General features: G+C 61.0%; 19 protein-coding genes and 1 pseudogene. 6 read left to right on the forward strand and 14 right to left on the reverse strand.

Annotated features, from left to right (window positions below):
• Both D8U71_RS16700 and D8U71_RS16705 read left to right on the forward strand, forming a co-directional pair.
• A pseudogene (locus D8U71_RS16700) lies at positions 1 to 258 on the forward strand (pyrroloquinoline quinone biosynthesis protein PqqE); the annotation flags it as partial.
• Entirely contained in the window at positions 224 to 2,023 is a 1,800-nt protein-coding gene (locus tag D8U71_RS16705; RefSeq protein WP_130888252.1) for a S9 family peptidase, read from the forward strand. The pseudogene D8U71_RS16700 and the gene D8U71_RS16705, both read left to right, overlap by 35 nt.
• 142 nt (positions 2,024 to 2,165) lie before the next feature.
• Here the strand turns inward: D8U71_RS16705 and D8U71_RS16710 are convergent, their stop codons facing one another.
• The 4 genes from D8U71_RS16710 to D8U71_RS16725 all read right to left on the reverse strand — a co-directional run bounded on the left by D8U71_RS16710 (position 2,166) and on the right by D8U71_RS16725 (position 4,566).
• Complete coding sequence (locus tag D8U71_RS16710) at positions 2,166 to 2,324, reverse strand: YqaE/Pmp3 family membrane protein (RefSeq protein WP_003228885.1); 159 nt, start codon at positions 2,322 to 2,324, stop codon at positions 2,166 to 2,168.
• Positions 2,325 to 2,419: 95 nt separating this feature from the next.
• A complete protein-coding gene (locus tag D8U71_RS16715; protein WP_039757682.1) occupies positions 2,420 to 2,740 on the reverse strand; it encodes a DNA-binding transcriptional regulator in 321 nt (106 codons plus the stop codon).
• Positions 2,733 to 3,089 carry a type II toxin-antitoxin system RelE/ParE family toxin gene (locus D8U71_RS16720; protein WP_123443830.1) on the reverse strand — a complete coding sequence of 119 codons (357 nt, stop codon included), beginning with the start codon at positions 3,087 to 3,089 and terminating at the stop codon, positions 2,733 to 2,735. Before D8U71_RS16720 ends, D8U71_RS16715 begins: the two co-directional genes overlap by 8 nt.
• A 250-nt stretch (positions 3,090 to 3,339) precedes the next feature.
• Complete coding sequence (locus D8U71_RS16725) at positions 3,340 to 4,566, reverse strand: aminotransferase class III-fold pyridoxal phosphate-dependent enzyme (protein WP_130888253.1); 1,227 nt, start codon at positions 4,564 to 4,566, stop codon at positions 3,340 to 3,342.
• Positions 4,567 to 4,735: 169 nt separating this feature from the next.
• Here D8U71_RS16725 and D8U71_RS16730 point away from each other — a divergent pair, with 169 nt between their 5' ends.
• Complete coding sequence (locus D8U71_RS16730; protein WP_130888254.1) at positions 4,736 to 5,650, forward strand: LysR family transcriptional regulator; 915 nt, start codon at positions 4,736 to 4,738, stop codon at positions 5,648 to 5,650.
• Between the two features lie 228 nt (positions 5,651 to 5,878).
• Here the strand turns inward: D8U71_RS16730 and D8U71_RS16735 are convergent, their stop codons facing one another.
• The 10 genes from D8U71_RS16735 to bioB all read right to left on the reverse strand — a co-directional run bounded on the left by D8U71_RS16735 (position 5,879) and on the right by bioB (position 18,264).
• Positions 5,879 to 7,657, reverse strand: coding sequence for an acyl-CoA dehydrogenase C-terminal domain-containing protein (locus D8U71_RS16735; protein WP_016772869.1), 1,779 nt, complete (start codon positions 7,655 to 7,657; stop codon positions 5,879 to 5,881).
• 155 nt (positions 7,658 to 7,812) lie between these two features.
• A complete protein-coding gene (locus D8U71_RS16740) occupies positions 7,813 to 9,609 on the reverse strand; it encodes an acyl-CoA dehydrogenase C-terminal domain-containing protein (RefSeq protein WP_130888255.1) in 1,797 nt (598 codons plus the stop codon).
• A gap of 90 nt (positions 9,610 to 9,699) precedes the next feature.
• Positions 9,700 to 10,989, reverse strand: a complete 1,290-nt coding sequence (locus D8U71_RS16745) for a GGDEF domain-containing protein (RefSeq protein ID WP_039757672.1) — start codon at positions 10,987 to 10,989, stop codon at positions 9,700 to 9,702.
• 192 nt (positions 10,990 to 11,181) lie between these two features.
• Entirely contained in the window at positions 11,182 to 12,987 is a 1,806-nt protein-coding gene (locus D8U71_RS16750) for a phenylacyl-CoA dehydrogenase (RefSeq protein ID WP_024014564.1), read from the reverse strand.
• A 274-nt stretch (positions 12,988 to 13,261) separates the two neighbouring features.
• On the reverse strand, positions 13,262 to 13,558 hold the full coding sequence (locus tag D8U71_RS16755) for a hypothetical protein (protein WP_016772865.1): 297 nt from the start codon (positions 13,556 to 13,558) through the stop codon (positions 13,262 to 13,264).
• A 108-nt stretch (positions 13,559 to 13,666) separates the two neighbouring features.
• Entirely contained in the window at positions 13,667 to 14,347 is a 681-nt protein-coding gene (gene bioD / locus D8U71_RS16760) for a dethiobiotin synthase (RefSeq protein ID WP_122506069.1), read from the reverse strand.
• Complete coding sequence (gene bioC / locus D8U71_RS16765) at positions 14,344 to 15,153, reverse strand: malonyl-ACP O-methyltransferase BioC (protein WP_130888256.1); 810 nt, start codon at positions 15,151 to 15,153, stop codon at positions 14,344 to 14,346. Before bioC ends, bioD begins: the two co-directional genes overlap by 4 nt.
• Complete coding sequence (locus tag D8U71_RS16770; protein WP_130888257.1) at positions 15,146 to 15,877, reverse strand: alpha/beta fold hydrolase; 732 nt, start codon at positions 15,875 to 15,877, stop codon at positions 15,146 to 15,148. The genes bioC and D8U71_RS16770 overlap by 8 nt, the downstream gene beginning before the upstream one ends.
• The gene (gene bioF / locus D8U71_RS16775; RefSeq protein WP_130888258.1) at positions 15,870 to 17,048 is read right to left on the reverse strand and encodes an 8-amino-7-oxononanoate synthase; all 1,179 of its coding nucleotides are present in this window, start codon (positions 17,046 to 17,048) and stop codon (positions 15,870 to 15,872) included. The genes D8U71_RS16770 and bioF overlap by 8 nt, the downstream gene beginning before the upstream one ends.
• 160 nt (positions 17,049 to 17,208) lie before the next feature.
• Entirely contained in the window at positions 17,209 to 18,264 is a 1,056-nt protein-coding gene (bioB, locus tag D8U71_RS16780; RefSeq protein ID WP_016772860.1) for a biotin synthase BioB, read from the reverse strand.
• Positions 18,265 to 18,355: 91 nt separating this feature from the next.
• Here bioB and D8U71_RS16785 point away from each other — a divergent pair, with 91 nt between their 5' ends.
• The 3 genes from D8U71_RS16785 to D8U71_RS16795 all read left to right on the forward strand — a co-directional run.
• The gene (locus D8U71_RS16785) at positions 18,356 to 19,090 is read left to right on the forward strand and encodes a ComF family protein (RefSeq protein ID WP_130888259.1); all 735 of its coding nucleotides are present in this window, start codon (positions 18,356 to 18,358) and stop codon (positions 19,088 to 19,090) included.
• Positions 19,091 to 19,181: 91 nt separating this feature from the next.
• Positions 19,182 to 19,946 carry a TOBE domain-containing protein gene (locus D8U71_RS16790; protein WP_130888260.1) on the forward strand — a complete coding sequence of 255 codons (765 nt, stop codon included), beginning with the start codon at positions 19,182 to 19,184 and terminating at the stop codon, positions 19,944 to 19,946.
• 70 nt (positions 19,947 to 20,016) lie between these two features.
• Positions 20,017 to 21,896, forward strand: a 1,880-nt coding sequence (locus D8U71_RS16795; protein WP_130888303.1) for a PhoX family phosphatase, incomplete at its 3' end; no start/stop codon positions are given.

A 21,896-nucleotide genomic window follows, 5' to 3' on the forward strand; every position in this document is an offset into this window, starting at 1 on the left:
TTCAACCGTTTTCGCGGTTACGACTGGATGCCCGAGCCATGCCGCTCTTGCGACGAGAAAGAAAAAGACTTCGGCGGCTGCCGCTGCCAGGCGTTCATGCTCACCGGCGACGCCAGTAATGCCGACCCGGTGTGCAGCAAGTCCGAACATCACGGCGTGATCCTCAAGGCCCGCGAAGAAGCCGAGACCGCCACTCAAACCATCGAACAACTGGCCTTTCGCAATGAACGAAACTCACGCCTCATCGCCAAGGGCTGAGCCTTTCAGCGCCGCCCAAGCCGTCGCCGCCGGAACCGACTTCGCCGAACTGCAGCTCGGCGCCCATGGCGTGTTCTGGAATGAATATCGCCCCGAGGATGCCGCGTGCCGAATCTGGCATTGCCGCGATGGCGTGGCGAAACGTCTGACGCCGGACGGCTTCAGCGTGCGTAGCCGCGTGTACGAATATGGCGGTGGTGCGTTTTGTCTGACGCCTGACGGGGTGGTTTTCGTCAATGAAGCGGATCAGCAGATGTATCGGCAGGCGCTGGATGGCGAGCCGGTCGCGCTGACGTCGACTGACTGCCGCTACGGCGATCTGCAATTCGCCGCTGGCCGGGTGTTGGCGGTCGAAGAGCAGCAGGATCGACATCGCCTGGTGGCGATCGATCTGGCGAGCGGTACGCGACAGGTGCTGGCCGAAGGTGCGGATTTCTATGCGTCGCCAACGCTGAGCCCGGACGGCCGGCGGCTGGCGTGGATCGAGTGGAGCCGACCGCATCAGCCGTGGACCTCGACGCGGTTGATGGTCGCGGACGGTGATTTTTCTGCGCCTCGTTGTATTGCCGGCGAGCAGATCGAGGAGTCGATCCAGCAGCCGCGTTTCGACGCCGACGGCCGGCTCTACTGCCTGACAGATCGTGGCGGCTACTGGCAGCCGTGGGTCGAAACGTCCGATGGCTTGCACGCGCTACCGAGTGCCGAGGCCGATCACGCGCCGGCGCCGTGGCAGCTTGGCGGCTGCACTTGGCTGCCTGTCGGCGATCATTATTTAGCCAGTTGGACCGAGGCCGGTTTCGGTCGCCTGGCCCTTGGCGATGAAGATTTCAGCGGCGACTACAGCCGCTTCCGCCACCTGGCGATGGATCAACAGTTCATCTATTGCATTGCCGCAACGCCGGTGAGCCCGTCAGCAGTGATTGCCATTGATCGTGTCTCTCATGCAGCGAAAATCCTCGCTGGCGGCGTGGCTCCATTGCCTGCCGAACGCATCAGCCGTCCGCAGACCTTGCGTTATCCGAGCGGCTCCGGCGAGGCACACGGTTTCTTTTACCCGGCCATGAGCGGTGAAGCGAAACCGCCGCTGGTAGTGTTTATCCACGGCGGCCCGACGTCGGCGTGCTATCCGATCCTCGATCCGCGCATCCAGTACTGGACGCAGCGCGGCTTTGCCGTCGCCGACCTCAACTATCGCGGCAGCAGTGGCTATGGTCGCGAATATCGGCAAGCGCTGCATTTGCGCTGGGGCGAGGTGGATGTCGAGGATGCCTGCGCGGTGGTGAGTTATCTCGCTGACCAAGGTTTGATCGATGGCGACCGCGCGTTCATTCGCGGTGGCAGTGCAGGTGGTTACACCACATTGTGCGCACTGGCGTTCAGGCAGGTTTTCCGCGCAGGCGCCAGCCTCTATGGCGTCAGCGATCCGGTGGCTTTGGCACGGGCCACGCACAAGTTCGAGGGCGATTATCTGGACTGGCTGATCGGCGATCCCGAGCGAGATGCCGAACGCTATGCCGCCCGCACGCCATTGCTGCACGCAGACAATATTCGCGTGCCGGTGATTTTCTTCCAGGGTGAACTGGACGCGGTGGTCGTGCCGCAACAGACCCGCGACATGGTCGCGGCGCTGGAGCACAACGGCATCCCGGTCGAGGCGCATTACTACCCTGACGAACGCCACGGCTTTCGTCGCGCGGCCAACCAGGCGCATGCACTGGAGCAGGAGTGGACGTTTTATCGGCGGGTGATGGGGCTGACTGACTGAGCCCTCACTTTGAGACTGCGTCGCTCCAATCGCGGGCAAGCCCGCTCCCACAGGTTATTTGGTGTACACAAAAATTGTCATCACTCATAACACTGTGGGAGCGGGCTTGCCCGCGATAGCTATTGATCAGACGCCACTGAACTCAACGCTTGGCGATGATATACACCGCATGCACGATCCCCGGAATGTAGCCGCACAACGTCAGCAGAATGTTCAGCCAGAACGCCCCGCCAAACCCGACCTGCAGAAACACGCCCAGTGGCGGCAACAGAATAGCGATGATGATACGAATGAAATCCATGGGGCAGCTCCTGAATGGGGGTTGGCTCACTTGAGCCATACAAGCTAATCGACCTGCGCCGTTCGTCAGGGTTCAGTGCAATAGCTGCGTCAGGCTCAAGCGAGAATTTTCAACCCGTGTTTTTGTACGATGCTCAGTAGTTTGAGCGCCATACCGCTGGGATGTTTGTCACCCGATTCCCATTGTTTGACCGTGGATGCACTGGTGTTGAGATAGCGTGCAAACACCGGCTGGCTGACCTTGTTACGCTCGCGTAGCGCCTTGATCTCCTCAGCCGGGATCGCCAAGGGAACCGATGCCAGACAGGAGTCATCGAATTCTCGCATCGTTGCTTTGTTGATTGCTCCGACAGCAAGCAACGCCCCGGCTGATTCGTGTATCGATTCAAAGACTTCACTTTTGAATTTCTTACTCATGACATATCTCCACAAACTCCTTCATCGCCAACAAGTCGCTGATCTGCGCTTCGGTCAGTTGCGCATAAACCTTTGCCAATTTACGTAAATCCTTCAATTCTGTTGGCGTGATATTGCTTTGATCCTGCTTGGCGAAAAGCACTTGGTAGATCCAGTAATGTCCACCTTTTGCCAAAACAATCGAACGGTGGCGGTTCGCCTTCAAGCGCTTCTTCCACACGCCTCCGCCAAGATCGTCCGCCTGTCCCTGAAGCATCTGGTGAAACGCCTCCTGCAACTCTTCATCTGTGATCCACGCCCTGCTGGCCTGAAGGGCGAAGCGCCTGGTCTTGAACAGCCTCAATGGCATAGGTATCCCTTCCAAAAACATACCACCTAGTGGTACAGATCGCAAAACGGCTTTTTCGGTGATACCGATCAGCCCGTAGCCGCATCCCTTGCTGGTATTCTCTAAAAGACCATCCGCGGTACGATCCCTCAAGCTCTAAATCCCGTCTGTAAAACCCGGCCACAAAAAAACGCCCCACGCCAAAAGAATCAGGCGTGGGGCGTGCGTTATACCGCGAGACGGTTCGGGTAATCGGTTGGAGCTGCTCAGCTCAGACGGCAATGCCCTTGCGGCATTGCAACTGGGCGGTGCGCACTCGCGAGAAGGCGCGGCCCAAGCGCAGGAGCATTTCGTCGATGTTGGCTTTGCTGACAGTGAGGGCGGGGGTAAAGCGCAGGCAGTCAGGCTGCGCGGCGTTCAATATCAGGCCTTCGTGCAGTGCGGCATGGACGACGGCGTCGGCGCATTCGTCGGACAGCGTCAGCCCATGGAACAGGCCTTGGCCGCGCAACTCGCCGTGGCCGTAGCGGTGGGCCAGTCGCGCCAGGCCTTCGCGCAGGTGCTGGCCGTTGTCGTTGACCTGCTGAAGGAAGCTGCGGTCATGGATGCTGTCGAGCACTACCAGACCGGCCGCCGTGATCAAGGCGTTGCCGTGATGAGTGCCGCTCAGCTCGCCGATGGCGAAACAGCAGGCCTTGCCTCGCGCCAGTAAGGCCGCCAGCGGCAAGCCGCCGCCGAGGCCTTTGCCGAGCACGACGATATCGGCGCGAATCCCGTAGGACTGTTCGGCAAGCAAGCTGCCGCAGCGACCCATACCGGTCTGCACTTCGTCGAGAATCAGCAGAATGCCCAGGTCACGACACAGTCGCTCGACCCCTTTGAGGTAGTGCTCGGTCGCCGGAATGACCCCGGCATCGCTTTGGATCGGCTCCAGCATGATTGCCACGGTCTGCGCATCAACCGCCGCGTGCAGCGCCGGCAGGTCGTTGAATGGCACTCGATCGACCGTCGCCAGACTGCGGCCATGGCAACCCTGCTGCGCCATGATGATCCGCGAGGCACCGCCGCGATGCAGCTGCCCCCATTTGCGCGCCAGTTTGATTGCCGCCTCACAAGCCTCGGCGCCACTGTTGAGCAGGTAGGCCTGATCGCTGGACGTGCTGGCGCACAGACGTTCGGCGAGGCTGAGCATGCCGCGATTTTGCAGATTGCAGCCGGGATTGATCAGCGCCTGGGCCTGATTGGCGATGGCTTTGACCAGCGCCGTGGGGCTGTGGCCAAGGCTGTTGGCGCCGCCGGCCTGGGAAAAGTCGAGGTAGGCGCGATCGTTGCTGTCCCACAGCCATGAACCCTGGCCGCGAACGAACACTTGATGCGGCCGCTCGACACTGGGTATCAGGCGTTGGGCATTGAGATGGTCGGTCATAGCGGATGGCCCCGCCTCGAAGCAGAGGTCATCCAGACTCGGCGTCTGGCGCCGCAAACTGAACAGATTCATGCGGAAGAACCTCGCTTGAGGTTTTTTGAACTGCCTATGTAATCACGAACGAAGCAAATGGAATTCGTCACGCTTTCTGGCCCTGCAAGCCTTGTGAATGCGGTTAGACTAGGCGCGCAAACGGCTTCAGGCCATTTCGATTTCCCAGCCATTTCGATAAGCACGACTTATGGATTTCAAACAACTGCGTTATTTCGTCGCGGTCTACGAAGAAGGCCATGTCGGCCGTGCGGCTGAGCGCCTCTCGATCTCGCAACCAGCGCTGTCGCAACAGATCCGTCAGCTGGAGCAGAATCTCGACGTCACCCTGTTCGAACGCAGCAGTAAACGCCTGCTGCCGACCCTCGCTGCGCACACGCTGTACAACCACGCGTTGCCGCTGCTCGATGGCTTGCAGCGGGCGCGCGAGGCGTTGGGCAATTTCAAGGGGCAGGCGTTGCGCACCCTGGCGATCGGTGTGTTGCAAACGGTGCACACCAGCCTCGTGCCGCAAATGCTCGAGCGTGTGCGCAAGGCGCAGCCGCATCTGGTGGTGCAGATCTATGAACTTACGGGCCTGGAAATCGAACGGCGTCTGCTCAATGGTTCGCTAGACATCGGCATCAGCTATCTGCCACCGCGCCAACCCGGTCTGCACGGCGTATTGCTGTACGAAGATGAACTGACGCTGGTGATCCCGGCAGACCATCCATTGCGCGAGTTCAAGAAAGTCTCGATGCGCCAGGCTGCTGAGCTGCCAATGCTGCTGCTCGGTGAGGAGTTTCAGATTCGGCAGATCTGGCAGGCACAACTGACCAGCCTCGGTCGACGCCCGCAGGTGCAGGCCGAGCTGAACAATATGTTGGGGATTCTCGACAGCCTGCCGCACACCCGGCTGGCGACGGTACTGCCGGGACGTTCGCAAAAGGAATACGACGATGAAGATCTGCTGTGGAAACCGCTGAGCGAGCCACGGGTGCCGTTGCAAGTTGGCCTGGTGTGCCGTGATGTGCAACGCCAGCAGGCCTCGTTGGCATTGCTGCGGACATTGCTTGAAGAGGTGATCGATCGCGAAATGAAGCCGGCTCTCGATCCGCTTGCCTGAAACTTTTCTTCAGGCAAAAGAAAACCCCGCCGAAGCGGGGCTTTGCAGACTGTTTCCCTGACATCCATTTCACTCCGCCACCCTGGCAGAATCCTACGTGTCCGTGTTGTTTACTTTGCGCTTCCTGCGCGACGTCCATGAAATGTAGATTAGCCGTGGATCCAATATACGGATATGGGAGAACAGCAGCACGTCACGTAAGCAAATGCTTACATGACATCTACAGGATCAGAACTGCGCCGCATCCAGCAGGAACAGCGACTCGCTACCGGCCTTGACCGACGCGCTCAACGAGTGGATACGCGGCAGCAAACGGGCGAAATAGAAGCGTGCGGTGCCCAGCTTGCTCGCATAGAAATCATCTTGCGCTTCCTTGCCCAGCGAGGCTTTGGCCATCAACGCCCACATGTAGGCGTAAGCGGTGTATCCGAACGCTTGCAAATATTCGACCGAGGCCGCGCCGATTTCGTTCGGATTGTTTTTCGCCCGGTCCAGCAGCCACGCGGTCAGCTCGTCGAGGGTGTCGACGGCATCGTTCAACGGCTTGGTGAACTCGCCCAGATCGGCGCTGGCGGTTGCGGTGAAATGGCGAATCTCGTCAGCGAACAGCTGGTAGAACGCGCCGCCGCTGCCAACGATCTTGCGCCCGACCAGGTCCAGCGCCTGAATGCCGTTGGTGCCTTCGTAGATCTGGGTGATGCGCACGTCACGCACCAGTTGCTCCTGGCCCCACTCGCGGATGTAGCCGTGGCCGCCGAAAATCTGCTGGCCGTGGACGGTGGTTTCCAGACCCAGGTCGGTCAGGAAGGCTTTCGCCACCGGCGTCAGCAACGCCACCAGATCTTCCGCGCGCTTGCGGGTGGTCGCGTCTTCACTGAACTTGGCGGTGTCCAGTTGCATCGCCACGTAAGTGGAGAACGCACGGCCGCCTTCGTTCGAGGCTTTCATGGTCAGCAGCATGCGTCGCACGTCCGGGTGGACGATGATCGGGTCAGCGACTTTGTCCTTGTTCTGCGCACCGGTCGGCGAACGGCTCTGCAGACGATCGCGCGCATATTCAACAGCGTTCTGATAAGAGCGCTCGCCGGTGGCCAGGCCTTGAATACCAACACCCAGGCGCTCGTAGTTCATCATGGTGAACATCGCGGCCAGGCCTTTGTTCGGCTCGCCGACCAGATAGCCGACGGCTTCGTCGAAGTTCATCACGCAGGTCGCCGAGGCCTGGATGCCCATCTTGTGCTCGATGGACCCGCAGTTGGCCGGGTTACGCGCACCTAGGCTGCCGTCGGCATTGACCATGAACTTCGGCACCAGAAACAGCGAAATGCCTTTCGGACCGGCCGGGGCGTCCGGCAGCTTGGCCAGTACTAGGTGAATGATGTTTTCGGTGAGGTCGTGCTCGCCGCCGGTGATGAAGATCTTGGTGCCGCTGACCTTGTAGGAACCGTCGGCCTGAGGTTCGGCTTTGGTGCGAATGATCCCCAGATCGGTGCCGGCGTGCGGCTCGGTCAGGCACATGGAACCGGCCCAGATGCCGGCGTACATGTTCGGCAGGTACGCAGCTTTCAGTTCTTCGCTGGCATGCGCATTGATCGACAGGCAGGCGCCGGCGGTCAGCATCGGGTACAGACCGAACGCGAGGCTGGCGGAGTTGACCATTTCTTCGACCTGCGCCGACACGGCTTTGGGCATGCCCATGCCGCCGTAGGCCGGATCACCGCCGACGCCGACCCAGCCGCCTTCGGCATAAGTCTGATAGGCCTGTGGGAAACCGGCCGGCGTGGTGACGGCACCGTCCGCCCAATGGCAACCTTCCTCGTCAGCGGCACGGCTCAGTGGCGCGATGCTTTTGCTGGTGACCTTGCCGGCCTCTTCGAGAATCGCTTCAACGGTTTCGGCGTCGACGGTCTCGGCCAGCGCCGGCAGCTCGGCCCAGAGTTTGGCGACTTCGAACACTTCATTGAGGACGAAGCGCATATCGCGCAGCGGCGCTTTGTAGTCAGCCATGGCAAACCTCGCAAGATCTAAACAGGTGGTTCGTGGAATGATGTTTTCTGAGCCCGAGTGTACCTCAACAACTTTTGCGACACATAGGGTCAGCCGGTGACTGATTTGTTATTTTTGGTCACCAGCAAAAGATCGCCGCGATCTTTCGATCCGCCCTACAAAGCAAATGCCTCCGCCGGCATATTCATCAAACAATCACTGCCTGCCTCGATCGCTGCCTGATGCGCAGCCGTACGCGGCAACAAGCGCTTGAAGTAGAACTCGCACGTCGCCAGTTTGCCCTTGAGGAAGTCAGCCTCACCCTCGCCCGCCTCCAGCTGTGTCTGGGCAACCAACGCCATGCGCAGCCACAGGTAGCCAAGGATGATGTAGCCGCTGTACATCAGGTAATCCACCGATGCGGCGCCGACTTCGTCCGGGTTCTTCATGGCGGCCATGCCGACCTTCATGGTCAGGTCGCCCCACTGTTGATTGAGCCCGTTGAGTTGCGCGATGAAGCGGCCCAATTGCGCGTGGTCGGCGTTCGTTGCGCAGAACTTGTGGACGATTTTGGTAAAGCCGCGCAGCAGCTTGCCCTGACTGCCCAGCACCTTGCGCCCAAGCAGGTCGAGCGCTTGAATGCCATTGGTGCCTTCGTAGATCGGCGCAATCCGGCAATCGCGCACCAGTTGCTCCATGCCCCACTCACGAATGAAACCGTGGCCGCCGAACACCTGCATGCCGTGGTTGGTCACTTCCAGCCCGGTGTCGGTCATGAAGGCCTTGCAGATCGGCGTGAGGAACGCCAACAGGTCTTCGGCTTCCTGACGCGCCTCGGCGTCGCTGCTCAGGTGCGCGACATCGAGCATCTGCGCGGTGAAATAGGTCAGCGCGCGGTTGCCTTCGTTGAAGGCTTTCATGGTCAGCAACATGCGCCGCACATCGGGGTGGACGATGATCGGATCGGCAGGTTTTTCCGGGGCCTTGGCGCCGGTCAGCGCGCGCATCTGCAGGCGGTCATTGGCGTACTTGATCGCACCCTGAAAACTCGCCTCGCCCAGACACAGCCCCTGCATGCCGGTGCCGAGCCGCGCGTGATTCATCATGGTGAACATGCAGTTGAGGCCTTTGTTCGGCTCGCCGATCAGGTAACCGGTGGCGGCATCGAAGTTCAGCACGCAGGTGGCTGAAGCCTTGATGCCCATCTTGTGCTCGATCGAGCCACAGGAAACGCCATTGCGCTCTCCCGCTTCGCCTGCTGCATCGGGCAGGAACTTGGGCACGATAAACAGGGAAATGCCCTTGGTTCCGGCCGGTGCGTCCGGCAGCTTGGCCAGGACCAGATGGATGATGTTGTCGCTCAGGTCATGCTCGCCGGCGGAAATGAAAATCTTGCTGCCGGTGATCGCGTAGCTGCCGTCGGCCCGTGGCACCGCGCGGGTCTTGATGATGCCCAGATCGGTGCCGCAGTGGGCTTCGGTCAGGCACATGGTGCCGGTCCACTGGCCAGCGGTAAGTTTGCTCAGGTAGGTGTCTTTCTGCTCGGCGGTACCGTGGGCGTGGATCGCCGACATCGCGCCGTGGGTCAGGCCGGGGTACATGCCCCATGACGTGTTGCTGGAGCCGACCATCTCGCTGATCACCAGTCCCAGCGAGCTCGGCAATCCTTGGCCACCGTAAGCCGGATCAGCCGCCAAACCGTGCCAGCCGCCCTCGACATATTGTGCGAAGGCCTGCTTGAAGCCTGTAGGCGTTGTCACCACACCGTTGTCGAAATGGCAGCCCTCTTCGTCGCCGCTGCGATTGAGCGGGGCCAGCACGTTCTCGCAGAACTTCGCGCCTTCTTCGAGGATCGCGCTGATCATGTCCGGGCTGGCGTCATGCGCGCCGAGATTGGCGTAGTTGGTATGGAAGTCGAAGACGTGATCGATCAGAAAGCGCATGTCGCGCAGGGGAGCTTTGTACTCGGGCATGGTGGCTTCTCCGTCAGCAGATTCCTCCAACCTACTGCTGGCCACCACGCGCGGCAATCATCGTGCAGGCGCTGAATGCGCCGTCATCACTCAACCCGCAGCAGCGTCCATGCGCACCGCGCCACGGCGGTTCTGCCCGAATGCCATGACGCAGTTACGCCCGGCGCCCTTGGCGCTGTACAACGCCTGGTCGGCGGACTTGAGCACTTCTTCAGGGGTGCGCTGCTCGACACGTTCGGCGACGCCGATACTCACCGTCACCGACACCGCCGACGCCCCGGAACCGCTACGGCGCTGGCGACCTTGCTGATCATCCTGCGGGCGGTTTTCCTGGTTGCGTAGCTGAATGCTGTAGGAGGCGATCGACTCACGGATCACTTCCAGGTGCGGCATGCATTCCTCAAGGGTTTTGCCTGCAAAGACCAAGGCAAATTCCTCACCGCCGTAGCGATACGCCCTACCGCCACCGCTGATCTTCGACAGTTTACTGGCGACCAGGCGCAGCACCTGGTCACCGACATCATGACCGTGGGTGTCGTTGAATTTCTTGAAGTGATCGACGTCGCTCATCGCCAGCACGTAGTTGCGCCCCAGACGCTGCATGCGTTCGTTGAGCGCGCGACGTCCCGGCAGACCGGTGAGCTCGTCGCGGAAGGCCATTTGATAGGCCTCATGCGCAACCGCCGCGGCGATCATCAGCATCACCTGGCTGCACATGATGTTCAGGGTGAACGGCAGAATGAAGGTCTTCGGCAGCATCCAGAACACCCCGAGCAAGCCGACCAGTTGCGCCGCGTGCAGCGGGCGCGGGTTGCGCCAGTATTGCCAGGCCAGGAGCAGGAAGGCCGAGATGAACACCGGATAGGACAACTGGATCAGACTCATCCACGCGCCGTGCAGCGCCGGCCAGCGGATCTCCGACAACCACAGCAGCAGCGCCTGTGGGTAACTTTGCTCCAGTCCCAGCGCCACGCTGCCAAATGCCAGCAGCACGGCAAAGCGCGCGACCATGTCCTGAAACAGATGGGTACGTTCCTGCCATGCGGCGAATAATCCGAACAACAACGGCAGCAGCAGGCAGACCAGATGAAACACCACCGCAGCGTCTTCGCGGACCTTGCCGTTGTCGCGGTAGAAATCGGTCTGGGTGTCCAGCAGAAAGTAGGCGATGTACACCGTCAGCATCAGAAACAGTTCGCGCTGACGTCGGTACACCGCGCAATACGCGCCACCTAGGAGCAGAACCAATGTCGGCAGGACGTTGAACAGCGATGTGAAGAATACGCTGAGGTCTTTGACGTACGCAGCCGCCAGCCCCGCAAGCAATAACAGCAGTGATGGCAGGAAATGGCTGAAACGCACAGCGGAAGAACGCGGCAAGGGTAAGCTCCGACCCGTCATAGCAAAGAGATGGCATTGTGCCTGCAAAGTGCGGCCAAGCCCATACAATGTGATCCAGATCACACACGGTCTCTGTAACGGCCGGAAGCTCGACTATCTGAGCGATCCGCAAACAAAAAAAACCGCTGCCCCCTAACGGGAGCAGCGGTTTTCCTCAGACTGTGTTAAGGCTTAGTAGCCCAGTGCGAAGTCTTCTTCTTTCATGTCCATCAGGTTGCCAGCACCCGAAAGCATAGTGGCCACGTGCGTACGGGTACGCGGCAGGATGCGCTGGAAGTAGAAGCGCGCGGTTTGCAGCTTGGCGGTGTAGAACGCCTCGTCGCTGGTGCCGGCAGCCAGTTTTTCCGCAGCCAGACGCGCCATGTCCGCCCAGAAGTAGGCCAGGCAGGCATAACCGGAGTACATCAGGTAGTCCACGGAGGCCGCGCCGACTTCTTCGCGGTCTTTCATGGCGGCCATACCGACCTTCATGGTCAGCTCGCCCCATTCCTTGTTCAGTGCAGCCAGTGGCGCGACGAATTCCTGGACGGCTTCGTTGCCTTCGTTGGTCTGGCAGAACTTGTGGACGATCTTGGTGAAGCCTTTCAGAGCTTCGCCTTGAGTCATCAGTACTTTACGGCCGAGCAGGTCGAGGGCCTGGATGCCGGTGGTGCCTTCGTACAGCATCGAAATGCGGCTGTCGCGAACGTTCTGCTCCATGCCCCACTCGGCGATGAAGCCGTGGCCGCCGTAGATCTGCACGCCGTGGTTGGCGGCTTCGAAACCGACTTCGGTCATGAACGCTTTGGCGATCGGGGTCATGAATGCCAGCAGTGCGTCGGCCTTCTTCTTCTCTTCTTCGTCGACGCCGTATTTGACGATGTCGACCTGCTTCGCAGTGAAGTAGACCATCGCGCGGTTGCCTTCGGCGAACGCCTTCATGGTCAACAGCATGCGGCGCACGTCCGGGTGGACGATGATCGGGTCAGCGGCTTTGTCCGGCGCTTTCGGGCCAGTCAGCGAGCGCATTTGCAGGCGATCACGAGCGTATTTCAGACCGCCCTGGAAGCCGATTTCGGCGTGAGCCAGACCTTGCAGCGCGGTACCGAGACGGGCGGTGTTCATAAAGGTGAACATGCAGTTCAGGCCTTTGTTCGCCGGGCCAATCAGGTAACCGGTGGCACCGTCGAAGTTCATCACGCAAGTGGCGTTGCCGTGGATGCCCATCTTGTGTTCCAGCGAACCGCAGCTCACTGCGTTGCGCGCGCCAATGGTGCCATCGGCGTTTGGCAGGAACTTTGGAACGATGAACAGCGAGATGCCTTTGGTGCCAGCCGGAGCATCGGGCAGACGCGCCAGTACGATGTGGACGATGTTGTCCGCCATGTCGTGCTCGCCGGCCGAGATGAAGATCTTGGTGCCGGAAACTTTGTAGGAACCGTCGGCCTGAGGCTCGGCCTTGGTGCGCAGCATGCCCAGGTCGGTGCCGCAGTGCGGTTCGGTCAGGCACATGGTGCCGGTCCATTCGCCGGAGACCAGTTTGGTCAGATAGGCTTCCTGCTGCTCAGGGGTGCCGTGCTCGGAGATGGTGTTCATCGCACCGTGCGACAGGCCTGGGTACATGCCCCACGACCAGTTGGCTTCGCCGACCATTTCGCTCACCGCCAGGCCCAGCGACTCAGGCAGACCTTGGCCGCCGTGCTCAACGTCGTGGGCCAGGCTTGGCCAGCCACCTTCGACGAATTGCTTGTACGCCTCTTTGAAGCCAGTCGGGGTTTTCACGCCGGACTCGCTCCAGGTGCAACCTTCGATGTCGCCCACGCGGTTCAGCGGCGCCAGTACCTGCTCACAAAACTTGGCGCCTTCCTCGAGGATGGCGTCAACCATGTCCGGCGTGGCGTCTGCGCACGCTGGCAGGCTCTGATAGTGCGCTTCGTAGCCGAGCAGCTCGTCACGAACGAAGCGAATATCACGCAAGGGGGCCTTGTAGTCAGGCATAGCGATAAACCTCTGCTGATGTAACCGGGAATGAACGACCGTGTTGAGTTGTTGTAACGGTCAAACAGTTGTTTGAAACATACGTTTACGCCGAAATCTTGTCAAGCATCGTTCTTTTGCCGTTCGTCATCACGTTATCCAAATGCCGGAAACTGGAAATCGCCGCGACTTCACTCAAGCCACGGGCGTTGTAAAAAGATTAGTTGAGCAAGAAGGACTTAAACGAAAAACGCCGCGACAGGGCGCGGCGTTTCGGGGTCAACAACAAGTTCGATCAGGCGAAGGTATCGATGATCGTCCCGAGCACCTCGTCGGACGCCTTGGCTACCTTCACACCCAGCTCTGCCTGGATCTTGCCCTGCGACAGCTCGACGATATTGCTCGCCAGATCCGATTCTTGTGCGCGATCCACGCCGCGCAGGCGATTGACCTGCACTTCGGACGACTGGCTGGTCACCGAACGTTCGATAGTGTTGTTGGCGATCTGGCTGGCCGCCTGATCGACGCGGTTCTGCCCGGACTGAATCGAGCTCAGCCCCGCATAAAAAGCTGTGTTGCCGGAGATTTCCATCGTCACTCTCATCCCTGCAAAGGATCAATGCTCGCCATTGAAGCAGACGCGCCAGCAAAACACCCGTCAAAAACACTAATGGCACAGTGCCTGTTCATAGCGAGAAACTTAATCGAGCAAATCCAGTTGCAAATGCTCGGCCACCGCTTCGGCGCTCAACGCCTTGAGTTTAGGCACCCGGCCCAGGCACGGCGCGGGAATGCGCTCGGCCAGGGTCGCAAGGTTTTCCTCCAGCCGCGAAGTTTTCGGATCGATAATATTGGCCACCCACCCCGCCAATTGCAGACCGTCGCGGGCAATCGCCTCGGCGGTCAGCAACGCATGACTGATGCACCCCAGCCTCACGCCCACCACCAGAATCACCGGCAGCTGCAGCGCAATCGCCAGATCCGAGAGATTGTCCTGGTCCGCCAACGGCACCCGCCAGCCGCCCGCGCCTTCGATCAGGGTGAAATCGGCGTTCATCGCCAGAATCCCGCGCATCGGCGCCAGCAGCGATTGCACCGTCAGCGCCACACCTGCTTCGCGCGCCGCCAGATGCGGAGCGATCGCTGGCTCGAACGCCACCGGGTTGACCTGTTGATAAGTCAGCGGCAAGGAACATTCGGCCAGCAGCGCCAAGGCATCGGAATTACGCAAGCCCTTGGGCGTGACGTCGCACCCGGAAGCCACCGGTTTGCCCGCCGCCGTGCTCAAGCCTGCCGACCGCGCCGCATGGAGCAATCCGGCAGCAACCGTGGTCTTGCCGACATCGGTGTCGGTACCGGTGATGAAATAGGCTGCGCTCATAGAGGTTTCTCCAACACGGCGTACACCACCTGATACGTTGCCGGCAGCCCCGACGCCTGACGGAACCGCTCATACGCGTCGATCAGCCCGAGAATCCGCGCCCGTCCGGTCAAACCGCCCGGCCGGCCGGGATTCAGATTGTGTGCACCCAGCGCCTTCAGCTCGTGAGTCAGGCTGCGCACATCCGGGTAATGCAACACGTGCTGCTGATTTTCCAGAGTCACAGTGCGCAAGCCACTGCCGGCACATAACTGTTCATAGCGGGCGAACTCGCGGAAGCGATTGACGTGCACCAACCCGTCGACCTGCTGCCAACTGTCACGCAACTCGAACAGCGTCCCTGTACAGAGACTAGCAAACGCAAAAATCCCGCCCGGTTTCAGCACGCGCATGGCTTCGCTGAGCACCGCCTCGAAGTCGGCGCACCATTGCACCGCGAGACTGGAGAAAATCAGATCGACGCTCGCATCCTGCAACGGCAGCCGTTCGGCATCGCCAGCAATGAAATGCTCAGCGCCACCCAACGGCCGTGCGTGATTGAGCATGCCCTCGGCAATGTCCAGCGCGACACCGCTGCCCTGGGTGAAACGCGAGGCCAGCGCTCGGGTGAAGTAGCCGGTGCCGCAACCGAGATCAAGCCACCGCGACGGCATGAAACTCCCAGGCAAACGCTCAAGCAGCTGCGTGCCGACGTCACGCTGAAACTCGGCGACGCTGTCGTAACTGGCCGCAGCACGGGAAAAAGACGCCGCCACCTGACGCTTGTCGGGCAAGCCCCCAGGCAGCACAAGGGACAGGTCAGTCATCAGCGCACTCATGAAGAAAAGCCTGGATCGCGCCCGCGACTCCGTGCGGGTCCTCCAGCAGAAAAGCATGGCTGGCCTGTTCGATCAGACCAATTTCGATATCCGGCAACAGCGCGAACAATGCACCGGCCGCTTCCGCCGGGACCAGCGCATCCTGTCCGCCGAACAGATGAAACTGCGGCCCGCGAAACCCCTGCAACGCCTGGCGTGTGTCCAGTTGCGCAAGCAGCTCCAGCCCTGCCATCAGCGCGGCCGGCGCGGTGGCTGGCGCGCCACCGAGCAGCAACCGCGACAAGCCACGCGGATCTGGCGAACCTTGCGCACATAGCAGAGCGAAGCGCTTGAGCGTGGTACGCGGATCGGCCTGGCAACCGGCAAGAAACGCATCGAAAGTCTCGCTGGGCATCGCGCTCGGCCACTGTTCATGAGCAACAAACGCAGGGTTGCTTGCCAGCGTGAGCAGCCCGCAGCACGCCTCACCGCGTCGTGCCGCCAACTCAGAGGCGAGCATGCCGCCCAGCGACCAGCCACCGAGCCAGACTTCCTGTGGAATGCGCGCATCGAGTTCGTCGAGCCAGTCTTCAAGGTCAGCGGAGTCCAGCTCCGGCAGCGGTTCAATCTCGACTTGCAGATGTTCGTCGAGGCCACGCAATGCTGCGGCCAGCGGTTCCAGCGGCGACACGCCGAGGCCCCAGCCGGGCAGCAGAATCAGACGATTACGCATGGCTTGGCTCCAATGACAATCGGGCAAAACAATCTGCCAGCCCTTCCAGCAACTGTTGCACCTGCGCCTCGCTGTGGGCGGCGGTCAGAGTCACGCGCAACCGCGCGCTGCCGGCCGGCACGGTCGGTGGACGGATCGCGGTCACCATCAAGCCGCGCTCGCGGAGCATTTGCGACAGCCGCACCGCGCGGCCGGCATCGCCGATCATGATCGGCTGGATCGGCGTGAAGCTGTCCATCAGCTCCAGCCCGATCTGCTCGGCGCCGTGGCGGAACTGGCGAATCAGCGTCTGCAAGTGTTCACGGCGCCAGTGTTCGCTGCGCAACAGCTCGAGGCTTTTCAGCGTCGCGCAGGCCAGCGCCGGTGGTTGGCTGGTGGTGTAGATATACGGGCGGGCGAACTGGATCAGGCTTTCGATCAACTCTTCGCTGCCAGCGACAAAGGCCCCGGCGGTGCCGAAGGCTTTACCGAGAGTGCCGACCAGCACCGGCACATCGTCCTGGCTCAGGCCGAAATGCTCGACGATGCCGCCACCGTTGGCGCCCAACGGGCCGAAGCCGTGAGCATCGTCGACCATCAGCCACGCGCCTTTGGCCTTGGCCGCGCGGGCCAGCGCCGGCAGGTCGGCGATGTCACCGTCCATGCTGAATACGCCATCGGTCACCACCAGTGTGTTGCCAATGGCTTTCTCCAGGCGTTTGCCCAGGCTTTCGGCGTCGTTGTGCAGATAGCGATTGAAACGCGCGCCGGACAACAGGCCCGCGTCCAGCAACGAGGCATGATTGAGCCGGTCTTCGAGCACCGTATCGCCCTGCCCGACCAGCGCGGTGACCGCGCCGAGGTTGGCCATATAGCCAGTGGTGAACAGTAGCGCACGCGGGCGTCCGGTCAGTTCGGCGAGTGCTTCTTCCAGCGCGTGATGCGGGCTGCTGTGGCCGATCACCAGATGGGACGCGCCACCGCCGACACCCCAACGTTCAGCGCCGGCGCGCCAGGCTTCGATCACCTGCGGATGATTGGCCAGGCCCAGATAGTCGTTGTTGCAGAAAGCGAGCAGCGGCTGGCCGTCCACCACCACTTCCGGCCCTTGCGGCGATTCGAGCAGCGGGCGCTGCCGATAGAGGTTGTCGGCACGGCGGGCAGCAAGGCGTGCGGCGAGATCGAATGACATGCAGGCCTCGATTTTCAAATGACACAGATCCCCTGTGGGAGCGAGCCTGCTCGCGAATGGGCGTCACATCCAACAGGGATGTTGGCGGCCAAACCGCTTTTGCGAGCAGGCCCGCTCCCACAGGGGTTTTGCATTCCTTCAGGGCAATCCGCGCGGTTTATTACACCGCAGCGTTGTAGAACTGCTCGCTACTCTTCTGCTCCACCAGTGCCTGCTCGATCGCAGCCTGATGAACCTCATCGGAATGCTCTTCGCGAGCCTCCGGCTGGATACCGAGGCGCGCGAACAATTGCATGTCCTTGTCCGCCTGCGGGTTGGCGGTGGTGAGCAATTTGTCGCCGTAGAAAATCGAGTTGGCGCCGGCGAAAAAAGCCAGGGCCTGCATCTGCTCGTTCATCGCTTCGCGACCGGCGGACAGGCGCACGTGAGATTGCGGCATGAGGATGCGCGCCACGGCGAGCATGCGGATGAAGTCGAACGGGTCGATGTCTTCGGCGTTTTCCAGCGGCGTTCCGGCGACTTTCACCAGCATGTTGATCGGCACCGACTCCGGGTGCTCCGGCAGGTTGGCCAACTGGATCAGCAGATTGGCGCGATCGTCCAGCGATTCGCCCATGCCGAGAATGCCGCCGGAGCAGATTTTCATCCCCGACTCACGCACGTAAGCCAGCGTCTGCAGACGTTCGCTGTAAGTGCGGGTGGTGATGATGCTGCCGTAGAACTCCGGCGAGGTGTCGAGGTTGTGGTTGTAGTAATCGAGACCGGCCTTGGCCAGCGCCTCGGTCTGCTCCTGATCGAGACGTCCGAGGGTCATGCAGGTTTCCAGGCCCAAGGCTTTCACCCCTTCAACCATCTTCAACACATACGGCATGTCTTTGGCCGACGGATGTTTCCACGCCGCGCCCATGCAGAATCGCGTCGAACCAATGGCTTTGGCGCGGGCCGCTTCTTCGAGGACCTTCTGCACTTCCATCAGTTTTTCTTTTTCCAGACCGGTGTTGTAGTGCCCGGACTGCGGGCAGTACTTGCAGTCTTCCGGGCAGGCGCCCGTCTTGATCGACAGCAGTGTCGAGACCTGCACGCGGTTGGCGTTGAAATGTGCGCGGTGCACCGTTTGCGCCTGGAACAGCAAGTCGTTGAATGGCTGTACGAAGAGTGCTTTGACTTCGGCCAGAGACCAATCGTGACGCAGGGTGGCAGTGGTGCTCGCGCTCATGGGCAATTCCTTGGTTATGCTTGGCTGGCGCCGGGGAAAATGGAATATCCACAGGCGCTACACGGATGTTCGGCATATTTAAGGAAGAGCGATGCGCTGTCAACCGCAATACCAAGGACAGGTTTACATCTGTTTAAAAAACGTACAGACCTGTTTGCTGTGCGATGAGCCCGCAGAAGCACAAATGCCAATGTGCGAGGCCTGCGAAATCGAATTGCCCTGGCTCGGCAGCCATTGTCAGAGCTGCGCTTTGCCGCTGGCGGCGGATGGCCTGACTTGCGGCGAGTGCCTGCTAGAGCCTCCGGCCTTCGAGCAGGTTGCCGTGCCCTGGGTTTATGGCTTCCCCGTGGACAGTCTGATTACACGGTTTAAACACAACGCGAAATGGCCGTTTGGTCACCTGCTCGCCGACGTTCTCGGCCAATACCTGCAGCATCGCTTCGCCGAGGACTTGCCGCGACCCGATGTGTTGCTACCGGTGCCGTTGGCGAATAAACGACTGCGTCGGCGAGGATTCAATCAAGCGGCGATGCTCGCGCGCTGGTTGAGTGTGTCGCTGGATTTGCCGTGTGAAGAACAGCTGCTGCGGAGAGTCATGGACACCGACGCCCAACAGGATCTCGACGCCAAGGCGCGCAAACGCAATTTGCGCAATGCCTTTGCGCTGGCGCCTGATGCAGAGGTAAGCGGCCGCCATTTCGCGCTGGTGGATGATGTTCTGACCACGGGCGCGACCGCTCAGGCACTGGCGCGGTTGTTGATGAATGCTGGTGCGGCGCGGGTTAATGTGTATTGCCTGGCTCGTACGCCGAAGCCCGGTACCTGAGCTCAACTCCTACAGGTTGTGTGTTCGGCTTGACTCGCGCGTTGCAAGTGGCCAACGTCCCTCTCATCGCCCGAGCCAGAAGCGTTCTGCCATGTCCCTGCCCACCCTGCTGTCCCAGCACATCGTCCGCCGCCCGCAGCGCATTGCCCTGCTGCAACACATTGCCGAGCAGGGCTCGATCACCCGCGCGGCGAAAAGCGCGGGGCTCAGTTACAAGGCGGCATGGGATGCGATCGATGAGTTGAACAACCTGGCGCAGAAACCCTTGGTCGAGCGCGTGGTGGGTGGCAAGGGTGGTGGCGGCGCCAGACTGTCCAGCGAGGGCGAGCGGGTGCTGCGCCTGTATCAGAAATTGCAGGCATTGCAGGCGCAGGTGCTGGAAGCGGCGGAAGACGCCAGTGATCTCGACCTGCTCGGGCGGTTGATGCTCAGGACCAGCGCGCGCAATCAGCTGCATGGCACGGTCGCGGCCATTCAGCCGCAGGGGCGCAACGATCTGATCCGCCTCGAACTGGCAGAAGGCATTGCTCTGGAGGCACAGATCACCCACGACAGCACCGTGCATCTGGAATTGCAGGTCGGTACCGAAGTGATGGCGCTGATCAAGGCTGGTTGGCTTGAACTGCTCGGCACCGATCAGCCGGCCACGCCCGGACACAATGTCCTGCGCGGCACCATCGAAGCCATCCTCGATGCCGAGGACGGTCCCAGCGAGGTGCGCATTTCCCTGCCCAACGGCCAGACACTTTGCGCCTTGGCCGAACCGCTGCACTTGCGCAACCAGCAACTCGCCGTGGGGTCTGCGGTGCAGGTGCAATGCGCGCCGTCCAACGTGCTGATCGGCACGCCGCTCTGATTTGTCCCTGCCACAAAAGCGTCATCGACCCGCATTAAGGTGTTGCCCATAACCAAGCAGGGAGCCTGATGTGAGCCTATTAGAAGAAAACCAATCCACTGATCTGGAAAAAATGGTCGGCCTCAGCCGTCGCGGTTTCATCAGCGCCGGTGCCTTGTGCGGCGCGGCGATGTTCCTTGGCGGCAACCTGTTGAGCCGCAGCGTCATGGCCGCCAGCGTCAGCGCCGGCAACAGCCGCCTGCTCGGTTTCGAGAGCATTCCGGCGGCGACCACCGACGCCATCAGCCTGCCCAAGGGCTACAAATCTTCGGTGCTGATCAGTTGGGGCCAGCCGTTGCACAAGAACGGCCCGGCCTTCGATCCGAGCGGTAACGGCACCGCTGCCGCACAGGAAGTGCAGTTCGGCGACAACAATGACGGCATGAGCCTGTTCGCCTTCCCGGACGACAAGAACCGCGCGCTGATGGCGATCAACAACGAATACACCAACTATCGCTATCTATATCCGCATGGCGGCATGCCGCAGTCGGCTGAAGACGTGCGCAAGGCATTGGCCTGCGAAGGCGTGTCGGTGATCGAAGTGCAGCGCAAGAACGGCCAGTGGCAATTCGTCCAGGGCTCGCGCTACAACCGTCGGATTCACGGTAACTCGCCGCTGCGCATCAGCGGTCCGGCCCGCGGCCACGACTTGATGAAAACCGCTGCCGACAAGCACGGCAAAAAAGTCCTCGGCACCTTCCAGAACTGCGCCAACGGCAAGACGCCGTGGGGTACCTACCTGACCTGCGAAGAAAACTTCACCGACTGCTTCGGCAGCAGCAACGCCCAGCAGCAGTTCGATGCCGCGCAAAAGCGCTACGGCGTTGTCGCCAGCAGCAAAGACATCAACTGGCACCCGCACGACCCGCGCTTCGACATGGCCAAGAACCCTAACGAGCTCAACCGTCACGGCTGGGTGGTCGAGATCGACCCATTCGATCCGCAATCGACTCCGGTCAAACGCACCGCGCTGGGCCGCTTCAAACATGAAAACGCCGCGCTGGCCGAGACCGACGATGGTCGCGCTGTGGTGTACATGGGTGACGACGAGCGTGGCGAGTTCATTTACAAATTCGTCAGCCGCGACCGCATCAACCATCGCAATCAGAAAGCCAACCGCGACATCCTCGATCACGGCACGTTGTATGTAGCCAAATTCGACGCCGGCGACGGCAACCCTGATCACCCGAAAGGCCAGGGCCAGTGGATCGAATTGACACACGGCAAGAACGGCATCGACGCCAGCAGCGGGTTTGCCGATCAGGCCGAAGTGCTGATCCACGCGCGCCTTGCCGCCAGCGTGGTTGGCGCAACGCGCATGGACCGTCCGGAGTGGATCGTCGTCAGCCCCAAGGACGGCCAGGTTTATTGCACTCTGACCAACAACGCCAAGCGCGGTGAAGACGGGCAACCGGTGGGCGGTCCAAACCCGCGCGAGAAGAACGTCTACGGGCAGATTCTGCGCTGGCGTACCGACCGCAACGATCACGCCTCGAAGACGTTTGCCTGGGATCTGTTTGTGGTCGCCGGCAATCCGGGCGTGCATGCCGGGACGCCGAAGGGTGGCTCATCCAACATCACCCCGCAGAACATGTTCAACAGCCCCGACGGTCTGGGTTTCGACAAGGCCGGACGCCTGTGGATTCTCACCGACGGCGACTCGAGCAACGCTGGCGACTTCGCCGGGATGGGCAACAACCAGATGCTCTGCGCCGATCCTGCGACCGGTGAGATTCGCCGTTTCATGGTCGGGCCGGTGGGTTGCGAAGTGACCGGGATCAGCTTCTCGCCGGATCAGAAAACCCTGTTTGTCGGGATTCAGCATCCCGGCGAGAACGGCGGTTCGACCTTCCCCGAGCATCTGCCCAATGGCAAGCCAAGGTCTTCGGTGATGGCGATTACTCGCGAAGA

This window comes from Pseudomonas sp. Sample_21 (assembly GCF_004307525.1).
Classification (GTDB): Bacteria; Pseudomonadota; Gammaproteobacteria; order Pseudomonadales; family Pseudomonadaceae; genus Aquipseudomonas; species Aquipseudomonas atacamensis.